The organism is Agrobacterium sp. 6Ca8 (genome assembly GCF_055382765.1).
The window spans coordinates 2241459-2261291 of record NZ_AP026433.1 but is presented as its reverse complement, the minus strand read 5'-3'; the positions used below and the strand labels follow the sequence as shown (position 1 = coordinate 2261291).

17 protein-coding genes and 1 pseudogene are annotated in these 19833 nt (G+C 59.0%); 13 read left to right on the top strand and 5 right to left on the bottom strand.

What is annotated here, in order from left to right:
• The first annotated feature begins 12 nt into the window (after window positions 1-12).
• Window positions 13-879, top strand: a complete 867-nt coding sequence (locus ACZ5A6_RS11175; RefSeq protein WP_065658617.1) for a LysR substrate-binding domain-containing protein — start codon at window positions 13-15, stop codon at window positions 877-879.
• Between the two features lie 23 nt (window positions 880-902).
• Here ACZ5A6_RS11175 and ACZ5A6_RS11170 read toward each other — a convergent pair.
• Window positions 903-1418 (bottom strand): annotated as a pseudogene (locus ACZ5A6_RS11170) (flavin reductase family protein).
• Window positions 1419-1429: 11 nt separating this feature from the next.
• Window positions 1430-2794 (bottom strand): LLM class flavin-dependent oxidoreductase, encoded by a 1365-nt coding sequence (locus ACZ5A6_RS11165; protein ID WP_080797690.1) that lies wholly within the window; start codon window positions 2792-2794, stop codon window positions 1430-1432.
• 427 nt (window positions 2795-3221) lie between these two features.
• Here ACZ5A6_RS11165 and ACZ5A6_RS11160 point away from each other — a divergent pair, with 427 nt between their 5' ends.
• The 10 genes from ACZ5A6_RS11160 (at window position 3222) to ACZ5A6_RS11115 (ending at window position 12647) form a co-directional block, all read left to right on the top strand.
• On the top strand, window positions 3222-4355 hold the full coding sequence (locus ACZ5A6_RS11160; RefSeq protein WP_321186278.1) for an HD domain-containing phosphohydrolase: 1134 nt from the start codon (window positions 3222-3224) through the stop codon (window positions 4353-4355).
• Window positions 4348-4674, top strand: a complete 327-nt coding sequence (locus ACZ5A6_RS11155; protein ID WP_112752016.1) for a hypothetical protein — start codon at window positions 4348-4350, stop codon at window positions 4672-4674. The genes ACZ5A6_RS11160 and ACZ5A6_RS11155 overlap by 8 nt, the downstream gene beginning before the upstream one ends.
• Complete coding sequence (locus ACZ5A6_RS11150; RefSeq protein ID WP_013636814.1) at window positions 4671-5039, top strand: response regulator; 369 nt, start codon at window positions 4671-4673, stop codon at window positions 5037-5039. Before ACZ5A6_RS11155 ends, ACZ5A6_RS11150 begins: the two co-directional genes overlap by 4 nt.
• Window positions 5036-7003: a chemotaxis protein CheA gene (locus ACZ5A6_RS11145; protein WP_141193386.1), complete on the top strand. Its 1968-nt coding sequence runs from the start codon at window positions 5036-5038 to the stop codon at window positions 7001-7003. Before ACZ5A6_RS11150 ends, ACZ5A6_RS11145 begins: the two co-directional genes overlap by 4 nt.
• On the top strand, window positions 7000-7545 hold the full coding sequence (locus tag ACZ5A6_RS11140; RefSeq protein ID WP_111783443.1) for a chemotaxis protein CheW: 546 nt from the start codon (window positions 7000-7002) through the stop codon (window positions 7543-7545). Before ACZ5A6_RS11145 ends, ACZ5A6_RS11140 begins: the two co-directional genes overlap by 4 nt.
• 1 nt (window position 7546) lies before the next feature.
• Window positions 7547-9364: a methyl-accepting chemotaxis protein gene (locus ACZ5A6_RS11135; RefSeq protein ID WP_111804635.1), complete on the top strand. Its 1818-nt coding sequence runs from the start codon at window positions 7547-7549 to the stop codon at window positions 9362-9364.
• Between the two features lie 2 nt (window positions 9365-9366).
• Window positions 9367-9861: a chemotaxis protein CheW gene (locus ACZ5A6_RS11130; RefSeq protein WP_003514179.1), complete on the top strand. Its 495-nt coding sequence runs from the start codon at window positions 9367-9369 to the stop codon at window positions 9859-9861.
• Window positions 9858-10727: a CheR family methyltransferase gene (locus ACZ5A6_RS11125; RefSeq protein ID WP_464110940.1), complete on the top strand. Its 870-nt coding sequence runs from the start codon at window positions 9858-9860 to the stop codon at window positions 10725-10727. The genes ACZ5A6_RS11130 and ACZ5A6_RS11125 overlap by 4 nt, the downstream gene beginning before the upstream one ends.
• A gap of 12 nt (window positions 10728-10739) precedes the next feature.
• The gene (locus tag ACZ5A6_RS11120) at window positions 10740-11828 is read left to right on the top strand and encodes a protein-glutamate methylesterase/protein-glutamine glutaminase (RefSeq protein WP_149910924.1); all 1089 of its coding nucleotides are present in this window, start codon (window positions 10740-10742) and stop codon (window positions 11826-11828) included.
• Window positions 11829-11945: 117 nt separating this feature from the next.
• Window positions 11946-12647 (top strand): ParA family protein, encoded by a 702-nt coding sequence (locus ACZ5A6_RS11115; protein ID WP_013636809.1) that lies wholly within the window; start codon window positions 11946-11948, stop codon window positions 12645-12647.
• A 58-nt stretch (window positions 12648-12705) separates the two neighbouring features.
• Here ACZ5A6_RS11115 and ACZ5A6_RS11110 read toward each other — a convergent pair whose 3' ends face one another.
• The 3 genes from ACZ5A6_RS11110 to ACZ5A6_RS11100 all read right to left on the bottom strand — a co-directional run bounded on the left by ACZ5A6_RS11110 (window position 12706) and on the right by ACZ5A6_RS11100 (window position 17424).
• On the bottom strand, window positions 12706-14433 hold the full coding sequence (locus ACZ5A6_RS11110) for a chemotaxis protein (protein ID WP_174060959.1): 1728 nt from the start codon (window positions 14431-14433) through the stop codon (window positions 12706-12708).
• 139 nt (window positions 14434-14572) lie between these two features.
• Complete coding sequence (locus ACZ5A6_RS11105) at window positions 14573-16687, bottom strand: sensor histidine kinase (protein WP_333703910.1); 2115 nt, start codon at window positions 16685-16687, stop codon at window positions 14573-14575.
• Window positions 16684-17424, bottom strand: a complete 741-nt coding sequence (locus tag ACZ5A6_RS11100; RefSeq protein ID WP_003514167.1) for a response regulator transcription factor — start codon at window positions 17422-17424, stop codon at window positions 16684-16686. The genes ACZ5A6_RS11105 and ACZ5A6_RS11100 overlap by 4 nt, the downstream gene beginning before the upstream one ends.
• Window positions 17425-17653: 229 nt before the next feature.
• Between ACZ5A6_RS11100 and ACZ5A6_RS11095 the strand changes: the two genes are divergently transcribed.
• Both ACZ5A6_RS11095 and ACZ5A6_RS11090 read left to right on the top strand, forming a co-directional pair.
• On the top strand, window positions 17654-18646 hold the full coding sequence (locus ACZ5A6_RS11095) for an ABC transporter substrate-binding protein (RefSeq protein ID WP_035251897.1): 993 nt from the start codon (window positions 17654-17656) through the stop codon (window positions 18644-18646).
• A gap of 117 nt (window positions 18647-18763) precedes the next feature.
• Entirely contained in the window at window positions 18764-19789 is a 1026-nt protein-coding gene (locus ACZ5A6_RS11090; protein ID WP_003514162.1) for an ABC transporter substrate-binding protein, read from the top strand.
• Window positions 19790-19833 lie beyond the last annotated feature (44 nt).

The window sequence follows — 19833 nt, the reverse complement described above, 5'->3', positions numbered from 1 at the left end:
AGGTGCGGCACGATGAGCACGGCCGCCAAAGAACTGGGCGTAACACCCAGTGCCATCAGCCAACAGGTGCGCAAGCTTGAGAACCATCTCGGCGTTACGCTCCTCGAACGTATCGGACGCCGTGTGGAACTGACGTCGTGGGGTGTTCTTCTTCACAAGGAAGTCGCCAAAGGCTTCAGCCAGCTCAATCATTCCGTCGATGTTCTCGAACGGGCGCGGAGCCAGACCGGCATCGTGCTGACTGCGCTCAGCTCGGTGGTGAACAAGTGGATCGGCCGCAAGATCTTCGAGTGGCAGGCTCTCTATCCGGAAGCCAATGTCCGTATCATCGGCAAGGATGACGAACCCAGCCTGTCGGGCGGCCAGAGCGATTTTCGCATAACCTATGGAAAGCGGGCAGAGGTGCACGCGCATTTCGTGCCGCTTTATACGGATTGGGTGGTTCCCGCATGTTCGCCGCGTTTGCTCGGGGGACGGACATTATCGGCGCCCGCCGACCTTCTCAAATTCCCTTTGCTCAATATCGAGTGGGAAGCCCATTACAGCCGTCCGCCACAATGGAGCGAGTGGGCGCAGCTGGTTGGCGCGACCGTGAATGAAAAACTCTCGAGCCTGTTTTTCGCGCTGTCGAGCAACGCAATCGACGCTGCGGTCAACGGACACGGCTTCGTGCTGGCTCAGGTCTCGATGATCGAGGACGAGTTGCAGGCCGGTACACTTGTTGTTCCTTTCGACATCCGCCTTCCGCTTCCCGAGAGCTACTATCTGGCATGGGATCGTTCCGTTTTCGATAAGCCCTACGGAAGAGAATTTCATATGTGGGTGATGGGGATCGCGAAAAAGCAGTCTGTCGCATCGTCCCCGAACCGCAGTGCGTGACTAATGGCCTACCGCTCGGGATATCACTTTCTGATGTGTTGATATTCTCCGCGCCAGTACAGAAGTGGCCGGGCATCGTCATGTGTCCTTATCGACCGGACGAGGCCGATCAGGATCACATGGGATCGATGGATGATCGCGTCTTCGAGTTCGCAGTCCAGACTTGCCAGAGCGCCATCCAGCGCAAGGCCGCCTGACGCCATCGTGTGCCAGACGGCGCCATCGTAGCGGCTGCCACCCTTAAGGCCATTAAAACCCGAGAATGAGTGGGCGACGTTTTCCTGACCTTCAGCGACGACGTTGACGCAAAACCGTCTGGCTTTCTCGACGATTTCCTAGGACGAGGATCCACGATTGAGTGCGACCATCACCGTCGGGCCATCCGCAGAAAGTGCTGTGACGGATGTTGCGGTGAAGCCGGTTCGTGTTTCACCCGTGCCTGTCGTGATGACGCAAACGGCACCCGCCAGATTCCGCATGGAGGATTTGAAGAGGTCAGCGCCCGGAGACGGCACCTGCATTTTCATCTGGTCCACCATGATCGGCTCCTTCAGATGCGCTCTTTATCGCCTTTGGCGGCCGTGTAACGGTTGGCAGGCATCGAAAGCCCCAGGTTCTCGCGCAGCGTCGATCCTTCATATTCCTCACGAAACAGTCCGCGCCGCCGCAACTCCGGCAAGACAAGGCGGACGAAATCTTCCAGACTTGCGGGAAGTGTCGGGAACATAAGAATAAAACCGTCGGCGGCACGGGTTTCGAACCACTCTTCCATGTAGTCTGCGATCTGTTTTGGTGTCCCGGTTATTCCGTTTCCGGTGTGGCGTTCTGCGTAGTGGCGGATCAATTGTCCCACTGTCTGTCCTTGTTTGACGAACTCGACGAGCTGGTCAAACATCTTGCGCGAGCCTTTCGGCTCGGCGGGCAGCCGGTCCATCGGAAATGGTTGATCGAGGGGAACGCCACGAAGGTCGGCTTCGAGGAACTCCGAAAGCATCAACCGACCCACGTCCGGATGCAGGCTGTCGATGAGAAAATCGACTTTTGCCTTCGCCTCGGCCTCGGTCTCCCCAACATTGACGACAATTCCCGGCATGACCTTGAGATCTTCGGGATCGCGACCGAATGCCGGCATACGTCCTTTGACGTTCTGATAGAAAGCCCTGTTGCTCTCGATGTTGGATGCCAGGCTGAAGACGATTTCCGACGTCCGTGCAGCAAGGTTCATTCCGGCCTCGGAGCCGCCGGCCTGAGCAATAACAGGCCGCCCCTGCTCGGAAGGCGCAATGTTGAGCGGGCCGCGCACCTGAAAATGCTTGCCGACATGATTGAGGGTATGGTGCTTGTCCTTGTCATAATAAACGCCGCTTTCGCGATCGAGCAGCAAGGCGTCGCGTTCAAAGCTGTCCCATAGGCCGAACACTACGTCGATGAATTCCTGCGCGCGCTCGTAACGGACGGCGTGAGGATCGAGACCCTGACGATTGAAGTTGTAGCCGGTCTCGTCATGATCGGAGGTGACGACATTCCAGCAGGCGCGTCCCCGGCTCAGCTGATCGATAGACGCGAAAATCCGGGCGACATTGAAGGGTTCATAATAGCTCGTCGATACCGTCGAGACCAAACCCAGTCTTTCCGTCATCACCGAAAGTGCCGAGATGAGAGAAAGCGGTTCGAACCGGTTCTGCTTGGTCGGGCTGCGCGCCAAGGCGTCGGGGTCACCAACGGCAGCCGCAGCGGAATCGGCGAGGAACATGAAATCGAATTTGGCAGCTTCAGAAATTCTGGCCACATTCAACATGTGGCTGAAGTCGGTTGCTGCGGTTACCTTGCTTGCCGGGTGCCGCCATGCGGCTGCATGGAAGCCGAACGTGTAAACAAAGGTTCCGAGCTTGATCTTGTCCTGCCGTTTCGACATCGTTCCCTCTTTTGCCTGATACCAATTCTGGTCTCAGGCTATTCGAGGATCAACGCTGCAACAATCGGCCGAAATCTTCTCCGTAGGTTAGAAATACTAACAAGGATTAGTGGCGCGTCTGCGCATCAGCCCGAGAGGCTGCGGCGCCACGCCACGGGATCACATTCCCGTTGGAAGGCCTGATGATGGCGCTTCACTATAAGTATTCATAAGTCACACTTAAGTCGCTGTTAACCAACATCTGGTCAATTTATTCATATAAGAAGTTGTCTTCTCAGGCGAATTTCGCGCAGGCGCTTCATTTTCATGACCACATGACGCGGTCGTCTTTTCCCAAAAAAATGTTTCCAGATCCGTAGAATTCGTTCGGTGAAAGCCGAGGAGTTCGCGCGTCTATTCGCCCGCAATCCAATGATAGCGAGGACAAGTGCAAATCGTATTGGTCGATGACAGCAAGTCGATTCTTGTTGCCCTGAAAGCGACGGTCCGCGGGCTTCCGGATGTCGGCACCATCGTGGGCTTCACCGATCCCACGGAGGCGTTGGAATTCTGCCGCAACAATGCGGTCGATCTGCTTGTGGTGGATTATACGATGCCGAAATATAACGGCATACAGCTCCTCAAGGCACTGAATACGTATGAGCATTTCGCGCATGTGCCTGTCATCATGATCACATCGGAAAGAGGCCGGCCTGTCCTTATCGAAGCGATAGAGAGCGGTGTCACGGAATTCATCCACAAGCCCTTTGACCCGGTGGAGCTGAAGGCGCGGGTGCGCAACCTTCTCGCCTTGCGCAAGGCGCAGCGCGATCTTGCCGGACAGGCGCGCAGCCTTGTGGATGAGGTGCGCAAGGCCACCCGGCAACTCGCGGCCCGCGAAGAAGAAATCATCTGGCGCCTGGCGCGGGCCATCGAATTCCGCGACGGCCACACCGGCGACCATATTTCCCGCGTCGCGCAAATCAGCATGCTGATGGCAAAGGATCTCGGCCTCGATGACGAGCATTGCCGCATGATCTATCTCGCGGCACCCTTGCACGATGTCGGCAAGATCGGAATTTCCGACAGCGTGCTGCTGAAGCCGGGTCGCCTGACGCCTGATGAGATTACCGAAATGCGAAAACATGTCGGTATCGGTGTGCAGATTCTCGAAAACGGTTCATCCGACCTGCTGCGCATAGCCGAGGCGATTGCAGGTGGCCATCACGAAAAATGGGATGGAACGGGATATCCGCACGGCTTGTCGGGCGATGGCATTCCGCTGGAAGCCCGTATCGTCGCCATTGCGGACGTCTTTGAGGCTCTCTGCTCCGAGCGCCCTTACAAGATGGCGTGGTCGACCCAAGAGGCCTATGCGCATGTTGTCGCGCAGAGCGGCAGCCATTTCGATCCCGCTTGCGTCGCGGCGTTCCAGCGCCAATGGACGCTGATCGAGAGGCTCATGACGGGCCACGGCGTTCTGGAGATCGAAGTGCCGAGCCTCGAAACACCGGAAGAACAACCGATCAGGGCGGATGGCGGCATGCAAGCCGCAGCCGTTCGGGAGACTCCCCATGTTTGATGAAACCACGAACGACACACTGAAGATGCCGCAAGCGCTTTCCATACGGTCGATTGCGCCGGCACACGGTCTTCTTCTCGACCGTCTCAAAGACACCGACAGGCTGGTGGTCGAGGTGCCCAAGGATGCGGATGCGGATTTGAGCTTCGTGCAGCTGATGGAAGCCTCGCGCAATTTCGCGGCGCAGAACAACAAGACGATAACATTGAAAGAGCCGGCTGACGGTCAGGTTTTGCAGACATTGCGGCGGGGCGGTTTCCTGTCGCGGATGGATGAAACCTCCCGCCAGTTCTGGTTGCATGGAAAGGACATATCATGAGCGCACATATTTTAACGGTCGACGATTCCGCCAGCATTCGCATGACGACGAAGATCGCCCTCACAGGCGCGGGCTACCAGATTACCGAGGCCGTTGATGGGCAGGACGGTCTTGCCAAGGCGAAGGCCGCGAATTTTGACCTCATCGTCACTGATCTCAACATGCCGAACATGAATGGTCTCGAGATGATTGAGGCGCTTCGGCAATCTCCGGCTCATACCGGCATTCCGATCATCTTTTTGACGACGGAATCCGATGCGGACATGAAGGCGCGCGCCAAGGCCGCCGGTGCCACCGGCTGGCTGACCAAGCCCTTCGATGCCGAACATCTGGTCAAGATCGTCAGAAAGGTCCTCGGAAAATGACGACGCTGGACCCTATTCAGGTTTTCAGAACGGAGGCTGCGGAGCTTTTCGAGCAAATCGAGGGTGGCCTTCTCGATCTGCTTCACGATTTGACCGATCAGGATCAGATCGACGCCGTTTTCCGCGGACTGCATACATTGAAGGGGTCCGGGGCAATGTTCGGGTTCGAGGCGCTTGCCGCTTTCACCCACCATTGCGAAACCGCCTTTGACCGGGTGCGCAAGGGCGAGGTTCCGGCAACCAGCGAACTGGTCGCAGCCGTTCTTGAAGCGCAGGATCATATGCAGGCGCTGGTCGACAATCCGCACGGTGTGCAGGGTGATGTTGGAGAGCAGCTGCTCGCCAAGCTTCGTGCGGCAGTCGGCACTCGTGGCGATGGCGGTGTCCTGACACATGTTCCGGCGCAGAATCTCGCCAGGAAGCAGGCAAAGGCAAAAGCCGCCACCTGGGAAATCCGGTTCCGGTTGCCCGTCAATGCCATGGCAAACGGAACCAATCCCCTTGGTCTTCTCGATGAGCTGGCCGAACTCGGCGATTGTGAAATCGTTGCCGACACCTCGACGGTGCCGTCTCTCGATGCACTCAATCCGAGCGATCTCCATCTGGGCTGGACAGTCCGGCTGACGACCGAGCAGCCGCAATCGGCAATCGACGACGTTTTCATCTTCGTGATGGATGACATGGAGATCGATATCCGCGCAATCGAAGCGGTTGTCGAAGAAGAGCTCCCCGTTTCCGAAATCCTGCCGGAAGCCAGAAAGGTCGCCGCCGATCCGAAGGGCGGCAAGGCGGCCGAAAACGTGCGGGTGCCTGCTGAAAGACTTGACGAGTTGATGGATCGGGTCGGTGAACTCGTCATTGCCCAGTCCCGACTTTCGCAGCTGGCGGGTAGCAGCGTCGATATTCTTTTGCGCTCTGTTTCGGAGGATGTCGAGCGTCTTTCCGGAGAACTTCGCGATACGATGATGGTCCTGCGAATGGTGCCGATCGCCCAGCTTTTTGGTCGGTTCCGCCGTCTGATCCATGACCTGGCGCGGGAAACGGGCAAACAGATCGAGCTGGAGACCGAGGGCGAAGGCACAGAGGTCGACAAGGCGGTGATCGAACGCCTGGCTGATCCCCTCGTGCACCTTGTCCGTAACTCCTGCGACCATGGCCTCGAAAAAAGCGATGAGCGTGTGGCGGCCGGAAAACCGGCGACGGGGCGGATCACCCTCATTGCCCGCCAGTCGGGCGGTGATGTGACCATCACCATCCGTGACGATGGCCGTGGCATCGATCGCCAGCGCGTCCGGGCAAAAGCTGAGGCTTCCGGCCTTTTGGCTCCGAACGCGCAGGTCAGCGATCAGGAACTGCTGCAGATGATCTTCCAGCCGGGCTTTTCGACAGCCTCTGAAGTTACCAGTCTTTCCGGCCGTGGTGTCGGCATGGATGTGGTGAAGAAGAGTGTCGAGGCCCTTCGCGGCACGATCAGCGTTACCAGCATGCCGGGCGCGGGTTCGGAAGTTTCGCTGGCGATCCCGTTGACTCTGGCCATCATCGACGGCCTGCTGGTGCGGGTCGGCAATGGTTGTTACGTCATTCCGCTGCCGGCGGTGGAGGAATGCCTCGAACTGTCGCCTGACGACGATATTCGTTCGCGGGGCCGGTCCTTCATTTCACTGCGAGAGAGCCTCGTTCCCTTCATTCGCCTGCGCGAATTGTTCAACACCGGAACCAAGCCGGATCAGTTCCAGAAGATCGTCGTCATTTCCACCGGCTCCGAGCGGGTCGGGCTTGTGGTCGACCAGATCATCGGTGACCACCAGACGGTCATCAAGGCCATGTCGAAACTGCACCATGATGTCGCGACATTCTCCGGCGCGACCATCCTCGGTGACGGCAATGTCGCCCTTATCCTCGATGTCGCACATCTGGTGATGGCGGGGCAACAGCAGGAGGCGCGATTGCGGGCCGCGGGATGAACCAGTCTCTCTTGAAGCAGACGGACGAATTTTGGGGCGTGTCCGACGCCGTGGAAGTTCTGACCTTCAACATCGCGGGCGAGACCTTCGCCATCGAGGCGGTGAAGGTTAGGGAAATTCTGGATCTTCTGCCCGAAACCGCCGTTCCCGGTGCGAAAGCCTTCGTGGCGAGTGTTATCAACTTCCGGGGCAAGGTCATCCCTCTGGCCGATATCCGTCTTGCCTTTGGCATGGAAGCCACCGAGCGAACCATTGATAGCCGTATCGTCGTCATAGAACTGCCGTTTGATGGCGAGCCGGCATTGATCGGCATCAGGACCGATAAGGTCAACGAGGTGACCACGTTCAGCCGGGCAGCCAGCGAACCGCCGCCGAGCGTCGGCATGCGGTGGCGGGCGGATTACATCCATTGCCTCATCAAACGCGGCAGCGAGTTCGTCATTCTTCCAAATCTGACAGCAATTTTCACGGGGCATCGCGAGTCCGGACCGGTTTCGTCCGGCGCGCGTGGCAACGTCATCGAACTTTCCAAGGAGCATTGAGATGCGATTTACAATCAAGATGAAGCTGGCGGTTGCCTTCGGCTTTCTGATCCTGATGCTTGCCGGAACGGCCGGCTACGGCATCTACAGCCTCGGTATCGCCAAGAATGCTATGGACGATGTGGTCGATGGCACTGTCGTGCGCCTCGACAAGGTTCACCAGATGAACGCACTGGCGCTGGCAACTGTCCGGTCGCAGAAGAATATCATCCTTGCTGCCTCGCCGGAGGAAACCCAGCTTTTCAAGGCGGCCGGTAACGAAAGTCGCGACCAGTTGACGGCCATGCTGAATGATATGGCAGCCACCGCCAGCGCCGAGACGCGTGCGTTCTGGACGGATCTGCAGGCCATCACCAAGGCTTTCGAGGCCAGTGATGATCACGTCCGGGAACTGGTTGCGCAGGGTAATACGTCGCTCGCCGCGTCGTACTCGTCCGGCAAGGGCCGTGACGCTGCCAATGCCCTGACCGGGAAACTGGGCGAGGGCGTCAAGATGAACCGCGACCGTCTTGAAGAATCGAAGCAATTGGCGGCTGATGACTATGAGCAGACCCGCACCCTGCTGGTCAGTGCATCGGTCGTTGCCGTACTCATCGCCATCGCGACAGCATTCTGGATCGCGCTCGGCATCAGCAGCGGATTGCGCAAGATCATGACCGTGGCTGAGGCGGTTGCGATCGGCGATCTCGATCAGAATGTCGAGATCAAGACCAATGACGAGATCAAGGATCTCGTTGCGCGCATCAACACGATGACGGGCAATCTGCGCAATACGGCAGGCATTGCCGACCGGATTGCGGATGGCGATCTTACCGTCATGCCGAAACCCCTGTCCGACAGGGATACTCTCGGCCTTGCGCTGGAACGGATGGTTGAGCGCCTGCGTGGCATTGTCGCCGATGCGCTTTCCGCTTCCGACAATGTGTCCTCCGGCAGCCAGGAACTGTCGGCCAGCTCCGAACAGCTGAGCCAGGGCGCGACCGAGCAGGCATCGTCTGCCGAAGAGGCCTCGGCCTCGATGGAAGAGATGGCTGCCAACATCAAGCAGAATGCCGACAATGCCGCGCAAACGGAAAAGATCGCGCGTCAGTCGTCCAAGGACGCCGAAGCCAGCGGTGAAGCCGTCAACCGCGCTGTGGTCGCCATGCGCACCATCGCCGAGAAGATTTCCATCGTGCAGGAAATTGCACGCCAGACCGATCTTCTGGCGCTGAACGCCGCCGTTGAGGCGGCGCGCGCTGGGGAACACGGCAAGGGTTTTGCTGTCGTGGCATCGGAAGTGCGCAAGCTCGCCGAACGCAGCCAGGCTGCTGCCAGCGAGATCAGCTCGCTTTCCGGCGAGACCGTGCAGGTGGCAACCGAAGCGGGCGACATGCTGAACCGTCTGGTGCCGGACATTCGCAAGACCGCCGAGCTGGTTGCCGAAATCTCCGCCGCCTGCCGTGAGCAGGATATCGGCGCCTCCCAGATCAACGAGGCAATCCAGCAGCTTGACAAGGTGACGCAGCAGAACTCCGGCGCTTCGGAGGAAATGTCGGCGACTTCGGAAGAGCTGGCCGCACAGGCCGAAGAGTTGCAGAGCAGTATCGCCTTCTTCAAGGTGGATGCCTCAAGCGTCTCGTCGCGCCCCGCACAGGCTGCACATCGGCCTGCCGCAAAGCCTGCTGCGACGCGTCCGGCGATGAAGCCGGCCCCCGTTCGCAAACCGCAGACGGGCAACACCGTCAGCGCCCAGCAAGCCCGCGTCAAAGGTTTCGCACTGGATATGTCCATGGGCGGTCCCGATGCTGACGACGCGGATTTCCGCGAAAGCGCCTGACCATGACCAGCACATCTTCAGAAGGCCAGTTCGTGACATTCAGCCTCGGTGAGGAGGTCTTTGCGGTATCCGTCGCGGTCGTCCGTGAAATCCTCGACTATGAGGACACGTTCAAGATTCCGCATAGTCCTGAATATCTGCTGGGTCTGAGAGATGTGCGCGGGCAGGGTGTGCCCATCATCGATCTGCGGCTGCGGCTCGGAATGAGCCGCAGCGTGCGGACACCCCATACCCGCGTGCTGGTGCTGGATATTCCGTTTCCATCCCGCACGCTGGCGATAGGTCTCGTGGCGGACAAGGTATTCGAGGTGACGCCGTTCCGTCGCGACCAGATGGAAACGGCACCCGATATCGGCGTTCACTGGAACTCCGACTACATTGCAGGTGTGGTTCGCCGGGAAGGTGATTTCGTCGTCATCATCGATCTTGCAAAGCTTTTCTCGAACGAAGAAAATGCCATTGCCCGGCAGGGCGGCACACCGGTTCAGGCGGCATGAGGAGAGCCCCTTCCGTGGATGCCTCCATTGCTCCCAGCTCCGCGCATGATGGCCTGAGTCAGCGGGATTTCCGGCTGCTCGCCGAATACATCTACAATTACAGCGGCATAAAGATGCCGGACAGCAAGCGCACCATGCTGGAAGGGCGTCTGCGCAAGCGCCTTCGCGCCACGGGGCATGCCACCTTCGCTCAATATTGCAATTTCCTCTTCCGCGAAGACGGGCTGGAAGAGGAAGCGATCTACCTGATTGACGTGGTGACGACTAACAAGACGGATTTTTTCCGTGAGCCGAACCATTTCGACTACATGGAGAAATTCGCTTTGCCTGCACTTGCGGGTGAAGGCCATGGGCGTATCCGCGCCTGGAGTTCCGCCTGTTCGACGGGTGCGGAACCCTATACTATGGCGATGGTGCTGGCCGAAGCGGCCGAGAAACAGGTCATCAACAATTTCAGCATCCTTGCGACCGACCTTTCCACTGATGTGCTCAGGAAAGCCCATAGCGGTATCTATGCCCGTGAACTGCTCGAACCGGTTCCGGCCGACATGATGCGGAAATATGTCATGCGGTCGGTCGATGCCGGACGACGGGAGGTTCGTATCGTGCCGCGGCTGCGTTCCAAGATCGGTTTTGCCCGCCTCAACCTCATGGACCCGACCTACCAGATCGGCGATGCGGTGCACCTTCTCTTCTGCCGTAACGTTCTCATCTACTTTGATAAAAAAACGCAGGTGCACGTCCTGACTCAATTGTGCAAGCGCCTGGTGCCGGGCGGTTACCTTTTCATCGGTCATTCCGAAACGATAACCGGTATCGACCTGCCCCTGCGGCAGGTCGCCAATACCGTTTTCAAGAAGCAATAGCGGCAGAGAGCCATGTCGAAAAAAATCCGCGTTCTCATCGTCGACGATTCCGCCAGCGTCCGGCAGACCCTGACGGAGGTTCTCGAAAGCGATCCCGGCATTGAGGTGATCGGGGCCGCTGCCGATCCGTTTGTTGCGGCCAAGCGCATTCAGGAAGAAATTCCCGATGTCATCACGCTTGATGTGGAAATGCCGCGCATGGACGGCATCACCTTCCTGCGCAAGATCATGTCGCAGAAACCGATCCCTGTAGTCATGTGCTCGTCGCTGACCGAGGCCGGATCGGAAACTCTGCTTCAGGCACTGGAGGCGGGGGCGGTCGACATCATCCTCAAGCCGAGGATAGGCGCTGCCGATCATCTGGCGGAGCAGGCCACGCGCATCTGCGAGGTCGTCAAAAGTGCGGCGCACGCCCGCGTCGGCAATGCGCGGGCGGCGCTGCGTTCGGCTGCCGCAAGCGGTCCGCAGGCCAAGCTGACCGCCGATGCCGTGTTGCCGCCGCCTTCGGGCAAGGCCATGGCACGCACCACTGAAATGGTGGTCTGTGTCGGTGCATCCACCGGCGGCACGGAAGCGTTGCGCGCAATGCTGATGAGGCTGCCGGCCAATTCACCCGGCATCGTGATCGTTCAGCATATGCCGGAAAAATTTACCGCCGCATTTGCAAAACGCCTGAACAGTCTCTGCGATGTCGAGATCAAGGAGGCCGAGGACGGCGATCCGGTGCTGCGCGGCCATGTGCTGATTGCGCCGGGCGACAGACATATGCTGCTGGAGCGGCAGGGTGCACGTTATCGCGTTTCGGTCCGCACCGGGCCACTGGTTTCGCGACACCGGCCTTCGGTGGACGTTCTGTTTCGTTCTTCCGCGCGTGCCGCCGGTGCCAACGCCATGGGCATCATCATGACAGGCATGGGTGATGATGGCGCACGCGGCATGCTGGAGATGCATCAGGCCGGCGCCTTCACGGTGGCGCAGGACGAAGCATCCTCTGTTGTCTTCGGCATGCCGAAGGAAGCGATCGCCCATGGCGGTGTCGACAAGGTTCTGCCACTCGACAGGATCGCGCTGGAAATTCAGGCCGAAGACCGCCGCCGCTGATGGCGCGACCCTTTTTTACCCGGCATTAACCAAACTCGCCAATGATGGCGGCAACACCATGCGACAGGTGCGTTCCGCGAGGCATGACAGTCTCCGCCCAGTTTTCCGGATCATGCCATGCCAGTTATCACCTTCGCGAACACCAAGGGCGGTGCCGGGAAAACCACGGCGGTTCTTCTCCTGGCGTCCGAACTGGCGCGTCGCGGATCGCGGGTTTGCGTCATCGATACAGATCCACAGCGCTGGATTTCCCGCTGGCGTGAAAAGGCCGATGCGCGTGTCGATTTTTCAGTCATCACCTATGTGACGGCGGCGACGTTACAGCAGCATGTCATCGACAGCCGCCGTGCATTCGATCATGTGATCATCGACCTGCCCGGTGCGCAATCGCCCCTGCTCGCGACTGCGATAGGTCTCTCCAACCATGTGCTGATACCCGTTCAGGGCAGCACCATGGATGCGCAGGGCGGGGCGCAGGTGCTGGAGCTGCTGCGTTATCTCGATGAAAAGGCGAATATCCGGATCGACCATTCCGTCGTGCTGACCCGCGTCAATCCGCTGGTCACGACCCGCGCGCTTCTGGCCGCACGGGAACTGCTGGCGCAAAGGAATGTACGTGTTCTCGATACGCCCATTTTCGAACGTTCTGCGTTTCGCGATATGTTCGAATTCGATGGATGCCTGCATATGATGAAAGCCGGCCATGTCAGCAATCTCGACAAGGCTCTGCAGAATGCCGAAGCTTTTGCCGCCGAGGTTCTCCGTCTCCTTGAGGCCTCCAGCAAGAAAAGCCCTGGCAAACTGATGCAGGCGGCCTGACGCCGGGAACCCGGCGCAGTAAAAGCGCCCCATCGATCCTGTTTAGATCGGGTACGCTCTAGAAAAGCGCGTCGGCAAACAGATCGTCGTCATCTTCGACGGTGGCGGGTGCTTTCTGCCCGGGCGCAAGATCGACCGGCAAGTAGCGAAGATGCACGTCGCGCTCCTGCGCCATCGTGTAGATCTTGTAGATGCGTGTCGAAAACGGCTGGATTTTCTCTGCGAAGCCGGAAATGTCTCCGGCGCCGCCGGCGGCCAGCCCGCTTGCCACGTGATGGCATTCTTTCAGGACATCGCCGAGTTCGCTTTCGAAATCGAGCTTGATCACGGCGGCACTGATGCGGCTGAAAACGGCCTGACCTTCCGTGGCGAGATCCTGAAGACCGGTTTCCATCTGACCCTTGGCGTGGCTTATGGCTTCCAGTGCTTCGTTCAATGGTTCCCGCAGGTCACCGGCGCTCCGGTTCTCAGCCGTCTTCAGATTTGTAATGACGCTTTCGATCCGGTGGAGATCGGCAACGATCGAATCCGCCGGGCTTTCCAGCTTGTCGGCAAAGACCCGCAGCTCGCCGCTGACGACATTGACCGACCGGCCTTCGTCGCCCAGTTTCGAGCAGCGCAGGTTTGAGTTCAGCGCCATATAATGGATTTCAGTCTTGATCGAGCGCAGCACTTCAATGCCGTGCAACAGGTCCTGTGCGGTACCGGTAACGGAAGCGACGACCGCATTGGCATCCGCCATGCCTTCCTGAACGCGCCCGGCCAGATCGCACGCCTTTGCTATGTCCTTCTCAAGCAGCTGCAACGCGCTGCCGCCATCATTGGCAGCATCTTCCACCAGGGTGTCGCGCAGTGAAAGAATGGTTGCGGCATCGTCGGCGAAACTTGAGATGCCTGCAAAAATCTTGCGGCAATCCTGCTGGAAGGTGGTTGCCATCTCGTCGATCTGGGCGCTGACCATCTCGAAAACGGTGTCGTAAAGAGCGTCCATTTCGGCGGAATTTAACGCCAGCGCCTCTTCGGAATTCAGATAATCGCTGAACAGGGCGAGTGTCGTCTGCACATGTTCGACACGTTGGCGGGTGATGTCGCCGATCTGGAGGGAGGACAGCGTTGCCGCTATCTTGCCCTGCACGCCCTGCGCGACGGATTTCACCTTGGCCGCCATGGCCGTCATGGCGCGATGCTGTTCGCCGATGCGACCGGAATTTGTCTTCAAACCTCCGACGATGCCTGGGATCGTTGCTTCGAAATCGGCGCCGATGACGGATGAGACGTCGCGCGCTCTGGCAAGCTGCTTGTCCATGAGATCGAGATATTGCGCGAATTTGCCGACTTCAGTACCGCCGAAATGGATGCGTTCGCGGATTTCCTCGGCAAAGGAGGAAAATTCGGCAATGCCTGCGCCGGTGATCTTTACCGTGACCGCAAAGGTTTTCAGGTAACGGATCGTCTCGCGGATATCATCGACATGGCCGTTTGCAGACTTGCAAAGGGAACTCATTTCAACGAAGGCGGCCTGTCGCAACTGTTCGGTTTCCGGCAGGCGGACCATGTCCTCAATGGTCTTTTGCATGTTGGCCATTGCCGCATCCGCGGTATCGCCGTCCATCGAATCCGTCATGCGGTCCAATATGGTGATGAGCTGGTTCAGGATCTCCATGACTGAAACGAGCACGGAACCGCCTTCGAGAAAGGTCTTCTCGATACGAGACTGTGCGGTTGCAAGGCGCGCGGTCAGGTACGCTTGCGGATCACTGGCTTCAGCTTTTGGTTGATTTTTCACGACGGTACTGTTTCCCATACTCGGATGGCGTGATCCTAGAGAGCAGGAAGAAACGGACAGTGAATATTCTGAGTTGATCGGGAGTTAACAACTCAATTGGTTGACGAATTCCTCTCCCCCTGGAAGGCCTTCTCGGGGCTTATCGAATCTGGACTTGGTCGGCGCCTACCGGAAAAGTCAGTTGTACCCTTGCGCCATCGCCCGGCATCGAGCTGATATGCGCCTCGCCGCCGCTCTGCCGGACGAAGCCGTAGACCATTGCAAGGCCGAGGCCTGCCCCGCCGTGTTCCTGCCGGGTGGTGAAATAGGGCTCGAAGGCCTTGTCCACCGCCTCGGGCGTCATGCCGACCCCCTCGTCGGTGACCGCGATCACAAGTGCATCCTTCTCGGAAGCGGCGCTGATCGAGATCAGGCCACCATCGGGCATGGCCGCTGCCGCATTCAGGCAAAGGTTGAGGATGGACTGCTCGAGGAGGGCAGGGTCTAGCGCAATCGAGGGAAGATCCTCGTCAATCTCCAGCGCAATCCGGCATTTCGGACCGACTGCAATCTCAAGGATATCGGCCATGCCGCGCAGCAGGTTTGCGACGTTGATGCAGCTCGGATGAATGGGCTGCTGGCTGCCGATGGTCAGCATGCTGCTGGCCAGAGAACGGCCGCGATCCGCCGCCTTGCGGATGCGGGCGATGTGGCGTTTCTGGCGATCGTTGAAACCAGTTTCGCGCTCCAGCAGGCCGAGGCTGCCGGTGATGATGCCGATCATGTTGCCCACTTCATGACTGACCTGATGGGTCATGCGCATGATGCCATCAAGCCTCTGGGCTTTTGCGGCCTCCGCCTCCTGACGATCGAGAGAAGTTACATCCCGGGCGAGCAGCACGATACCGCCATCCGGCTGGCGTGACATCGATACTTCGATCACTCGTTGATCTCCAGTGCGATGGCGCACCACTGCCCGGTCCATCAACTCGCCTCGGCCGCTCTCGAAAGGGAACAGTGTGGGATCGATCTCCGGTATCGGTTCGACAAAACGGCGAAGCGGCAGCTTACGCGACGAGCCGGAACGACCGACAAGTTCTATGATCCGGCGGTTCATGGTGATTGGCCGACCGGTCGGATCGAACAGCGCTATTCCCTCATTCATGTTGCGGAAGGTCGAGCGGATGGTTCGGGCCGCCGCTTCCGCCGTGCGCCGCAGGCGGGAGACACGATCGACGCTGTCATGGAAAGCCCGGAAAGCATCGAGCAGGCGGATCAGTTCCGTCTCCGATCCGGTGTAGGATGGCGGGCCGACATCCTTTTCACCCTTGGCGAGCGCGTTCATGCCGTTGGAAAGCGTCGCGATCCCGCGTGAGACACGCATCACCGATCGAATCGAGAATGTTGCCATGACCAGAACCAGAAGCGAAGCGACTGCGACGATGACCAATAGGCGGCTCAGAGCGTCCGAGGTCGAGATCAGATCCTCGTTGAGGCTGCGGGCAACCGCATCGCTCTGGGTTTCGGTGACATGGGACAGATCGCGCGACACAATGTGAAGCCGCGACACCGAGGCGCGGATCGCAAACATTTCCAAGAGGTAACGGCTCTGCGCTTCAAAGACCCGCTCATAGGGTCGCAGCTCGGCCACGGGGAGCCGCTCTCCGGGATAACCTTCCTGGCGCGCGGTGGTTTCGGCAACATAGCGGCGGCGCAGTTCACCAAGCTGGAAGAGGCTGTCGGATGCGGATGCGGCCTGCACGATGCCGTTCATCCGCCGGCGCAGTTCGGGATCGGTGATGCCGCGACCCGTGGCAATTTCGCCAAGCGCGGCTGCCGCTTCCGCCTTGTGGCCCTGCGCCGCATCGGCATCCTTTGCCAGATCCAGCGTCTGTGTTCTGATCAATTCAAGGAGTTCGACGATGCGCTCGTTGGCAAAGCCGCGGGCGACCCGATCACCGTTGCCTGGCCCTGTCATCTCCAGCAGGATATCGACCTGCTGGACCACGGACCGGCTTTCGCTGGAGACGCGATAGGGCGAGGCGGCATTCATCAGGAAAGGTGCACTCGAGACGAGGTCGGAGACCTGCCGCGAAACCAGCGATGCCTTGGCAAGGCTGGAAAAGGCCTGCAGGCCGTAAGCGGCCATTTCATCGCGGGCGCGTTGCAGGCCGTAGATGGCGATGGCGGATAGGCTGAAGACAAGGATGCAGATGAAGACGATCGCAAAGGGCAGGCGAAAGGCGATCGAGGAAAGGAAGGAGCGGCTGATCACGGAGAAAGCTCGCCCTCGTCGGTGTGGAGCACATAACCCCTGCCGCGCCGCGTCTTGATGTGACGCGGCAGATCGGGGTTTCGCTCGATCTTGCGCCTCAGCCGCAGCACCAGCACATCGACGTTTCTATCGATATAGCGGTCGCTTTCCGAGCCCAGCCTGTCGAGGATCTGGGAGCGACTGACGGGCTGGTTGGGCGTTTCGGCCAGAATTTCCAGAAGTGCGAATTCGGCACTTGTCAGCGTTCTGCTGCGATCGGTCAGGCAGACCGCCTGTCGGGCATTGAGATCAATCGCCCAGTCGCTGAGGAGCAATGCTGCCCGGCCGTGGTCGCGCTCACTGTCCTTTTCCTGCTTTAAGGAGGGGATCGTCCGGCGCAGAACGGCCTTAATCCGTGCCGTGAGTTCGATCGGTTCGAAGGGTTTGACGACATAATCGTCGGCCGCTGTTTCCAAGCCGAGAACCCGGTCGGCGGCGCTGCCGGCAGCCGTTACCATGACGATGCCGATATCGACCTTGCTGCGTAGTCTCTGGGCAAAGGTGCGGCCGGAGGTGCCGGGCAAGTTGTGGTCCACGAGCACCAGCTGCATCACGTCCTTCGCCAATATCTCGTCCGCTTCCTCGGCGGAGCGCGCGCAGGTGGGCAGCCAGCCCTCCGCCTCGACGAGGTCCGAGATAAGCTCTGCCATATCCGGATCGTCCTCGACGATCAGAATGCGAACCTTCTGATTAAGCACTGCGTATTCCTCCCGCCATCATCATAGGCGCGGCAGACGCGATCTTCAAAGCCTAGCTGGTTATCCGCCCTGTCATATTTGTAATATCTGTAATCTTGTTCGGAAAGATTGGTAACCATTCTTCGATTGCGGTGCGGTCAGGATGTGACATGCTAATGGCGGAGATTGGAACGGGGAGGTTCCAAGCAGGGAGGCTCAGTTGAGAGCATTGACCGCACTTGCGGCGAGCATGGCCTTATGGCTGTGCGGCGCAGGGCATGGCATGGCCGCGACGAAGTTGAACGTCCTGTGCGGCGTCGACGAGGCTTGGTGCGTGACCATGCAGCGGGCTTTCGAAGCGCGGATGGGGGTCGAGATTTCGATGGTTCGCAAGAGCACCGGCGAAATCCTCGATCAGATTCGTGCCGAACGCGCCCATCCGACAGTCGACGTCTGGTGGGGCGGTACAGGCGACACTCATTTGCAGGCGGGTTCGGAAGGCCTTCTGGAAGAGTATCAGCCCGCCCATCAGCAGGATCTGCTGCCATGGGCGCAGAATTTCAATGCGATGTCGGGATCGAAATCGGCCGGAATCTATGCCGGTGCGCTCGGTTTTGCCTATAATTCGGAACTGCTCGCCAAGAACAATCTGCCGGCCCCGACATGCTGGAAGGATCTGGCGAAGGAGATTTATCGCGGCCATATCCAGACCGGCAACCCGAACTATTCGGGCACGGCCTTCACCATGCTTGCCACGCTTGTCCAGCTCTTTGGCGAGGAGGAGGCTTTCAGTTTCATGGGCAAGCTTAACCAGAATGTGGTGAGCTACACCAAGGTCGGCTCGGCGCCCGTAAAGGCGGCGGCGCGGGGGGAGGTTCTGATCGGGATTTCCTTCATGCATGACGCCGTGACACAGAAGATCGAAGGCTTTCCGCTGGTGATCGTCGCCCCTTGCGAGGGAACCGGTTACGAGATCGGTGCGGTCAGCATCGTCAAGGGCAACCACAACGATGCGCTTGCGCAGGCCTTCGTTGAATTCGCGCTGACCCCGGAAGGACAGGCGACCGGGGCAAAGGCGGGGCAGAACCAGGTGCCATCCAACGCCCGGGCGACATTGCCGCTGACGGCGCCCGATATATCGATGATCAAGATGGTGGATTACGACTTCGCCACCTTTGGCCAACCCGAAGAGCGAAGTCGATTGTTAAGCCGCTTCGACAACGAAATTCACCCGACCCAGTAGGGGTCAGCAATCCAAGACCGAAAAGACAGACAGCGTGGCAGCACGAGATGCCGCGACCGGCAGCGCCATGTTTGTGGACTGCCGAACCATTCAGACGCAAGCTACAGGAGGATAACCATGCGACTGACGATACTTTCCACATTGCTTTTTGCCGGTACGGCACTCGGCACCACATCGGTGCAGGCGGCAGGCGAGCTTAACCTGATATGCTCTGCCGATGTCGTCATCTGCGAACAAATGAAGGGCGACTTCGAAAAGTCGCATGACATCAAGGTCAATATGGTTCGCCTGTCTTCCGGCGAAACTTATGCCAAGGTGCGTGCGGAAGCCCGCAACCCGAAGACCGATATCTGGTGGGCCGGCACCGGCGATCCGCACATGCAGGCGGCCTCCGAAAACCTGACGCTCGAATACAAGTCGCCGATGCTGGATCAGCTGCAGGACTGGGCCGTCAAACAGGCGGAAAGCACCGGTTACAGAACCGTCGGCGTTTATGCCGGCGCGCTGGGCTGGGGTTACAACACCGAAATCTTCAAATCCAAGGGTTACAAGGAGCCGAAGTGCTGGGCCGATCTGCTGGCACCGGAACTGAAGGGCGAAATCCAGATCGCCAATCCCAACTCTTCGGGCACAGCCTATACGGCGCTTGCCTCGCTCGTGCAGATCATGGGCGAAGACCAGGCGATCGATTATCTGAAGAAGCTCAACGCCAACATCTCGCAATATACCAAGTCCGGATCCGCGCCGGTGAAGGCGGCAGCGCGTGGCGAGACGGCACTCGGCATCGTCTTCATGCATGATGCCGTGGCGCAGACAGCGGAAGGTTTCCCCGTCAAGTCCATCGCGCCCTGCGAAGGTACCGGCTACGAAATTGGCTCCATGTCGATCATCAAGGGTGCCCGCAACCTCGAAAATGCCAAGACCTGGTATGACTGGGCGCTGAAACCAGAGGTCCAGTCACGCATGAAGGACGCCAAGTCCTTCCAGCTTCCATCCAACAAGACCGCGGAAGTGCCGAAGGAAGCGCCGAAGTTCGAGGACATCAAGCTCATCGACTACGACTTCAAGACCTATGGCGACCCGGCCAAGCGCAAGGCGCTGCTGGAACGCTGGGACCGCGAGGTCGGTGCAGTCGCAAACTGATCTGAACTCCGGCGATCGGCATCCCGGCTTTTGAAAGCCGGGAT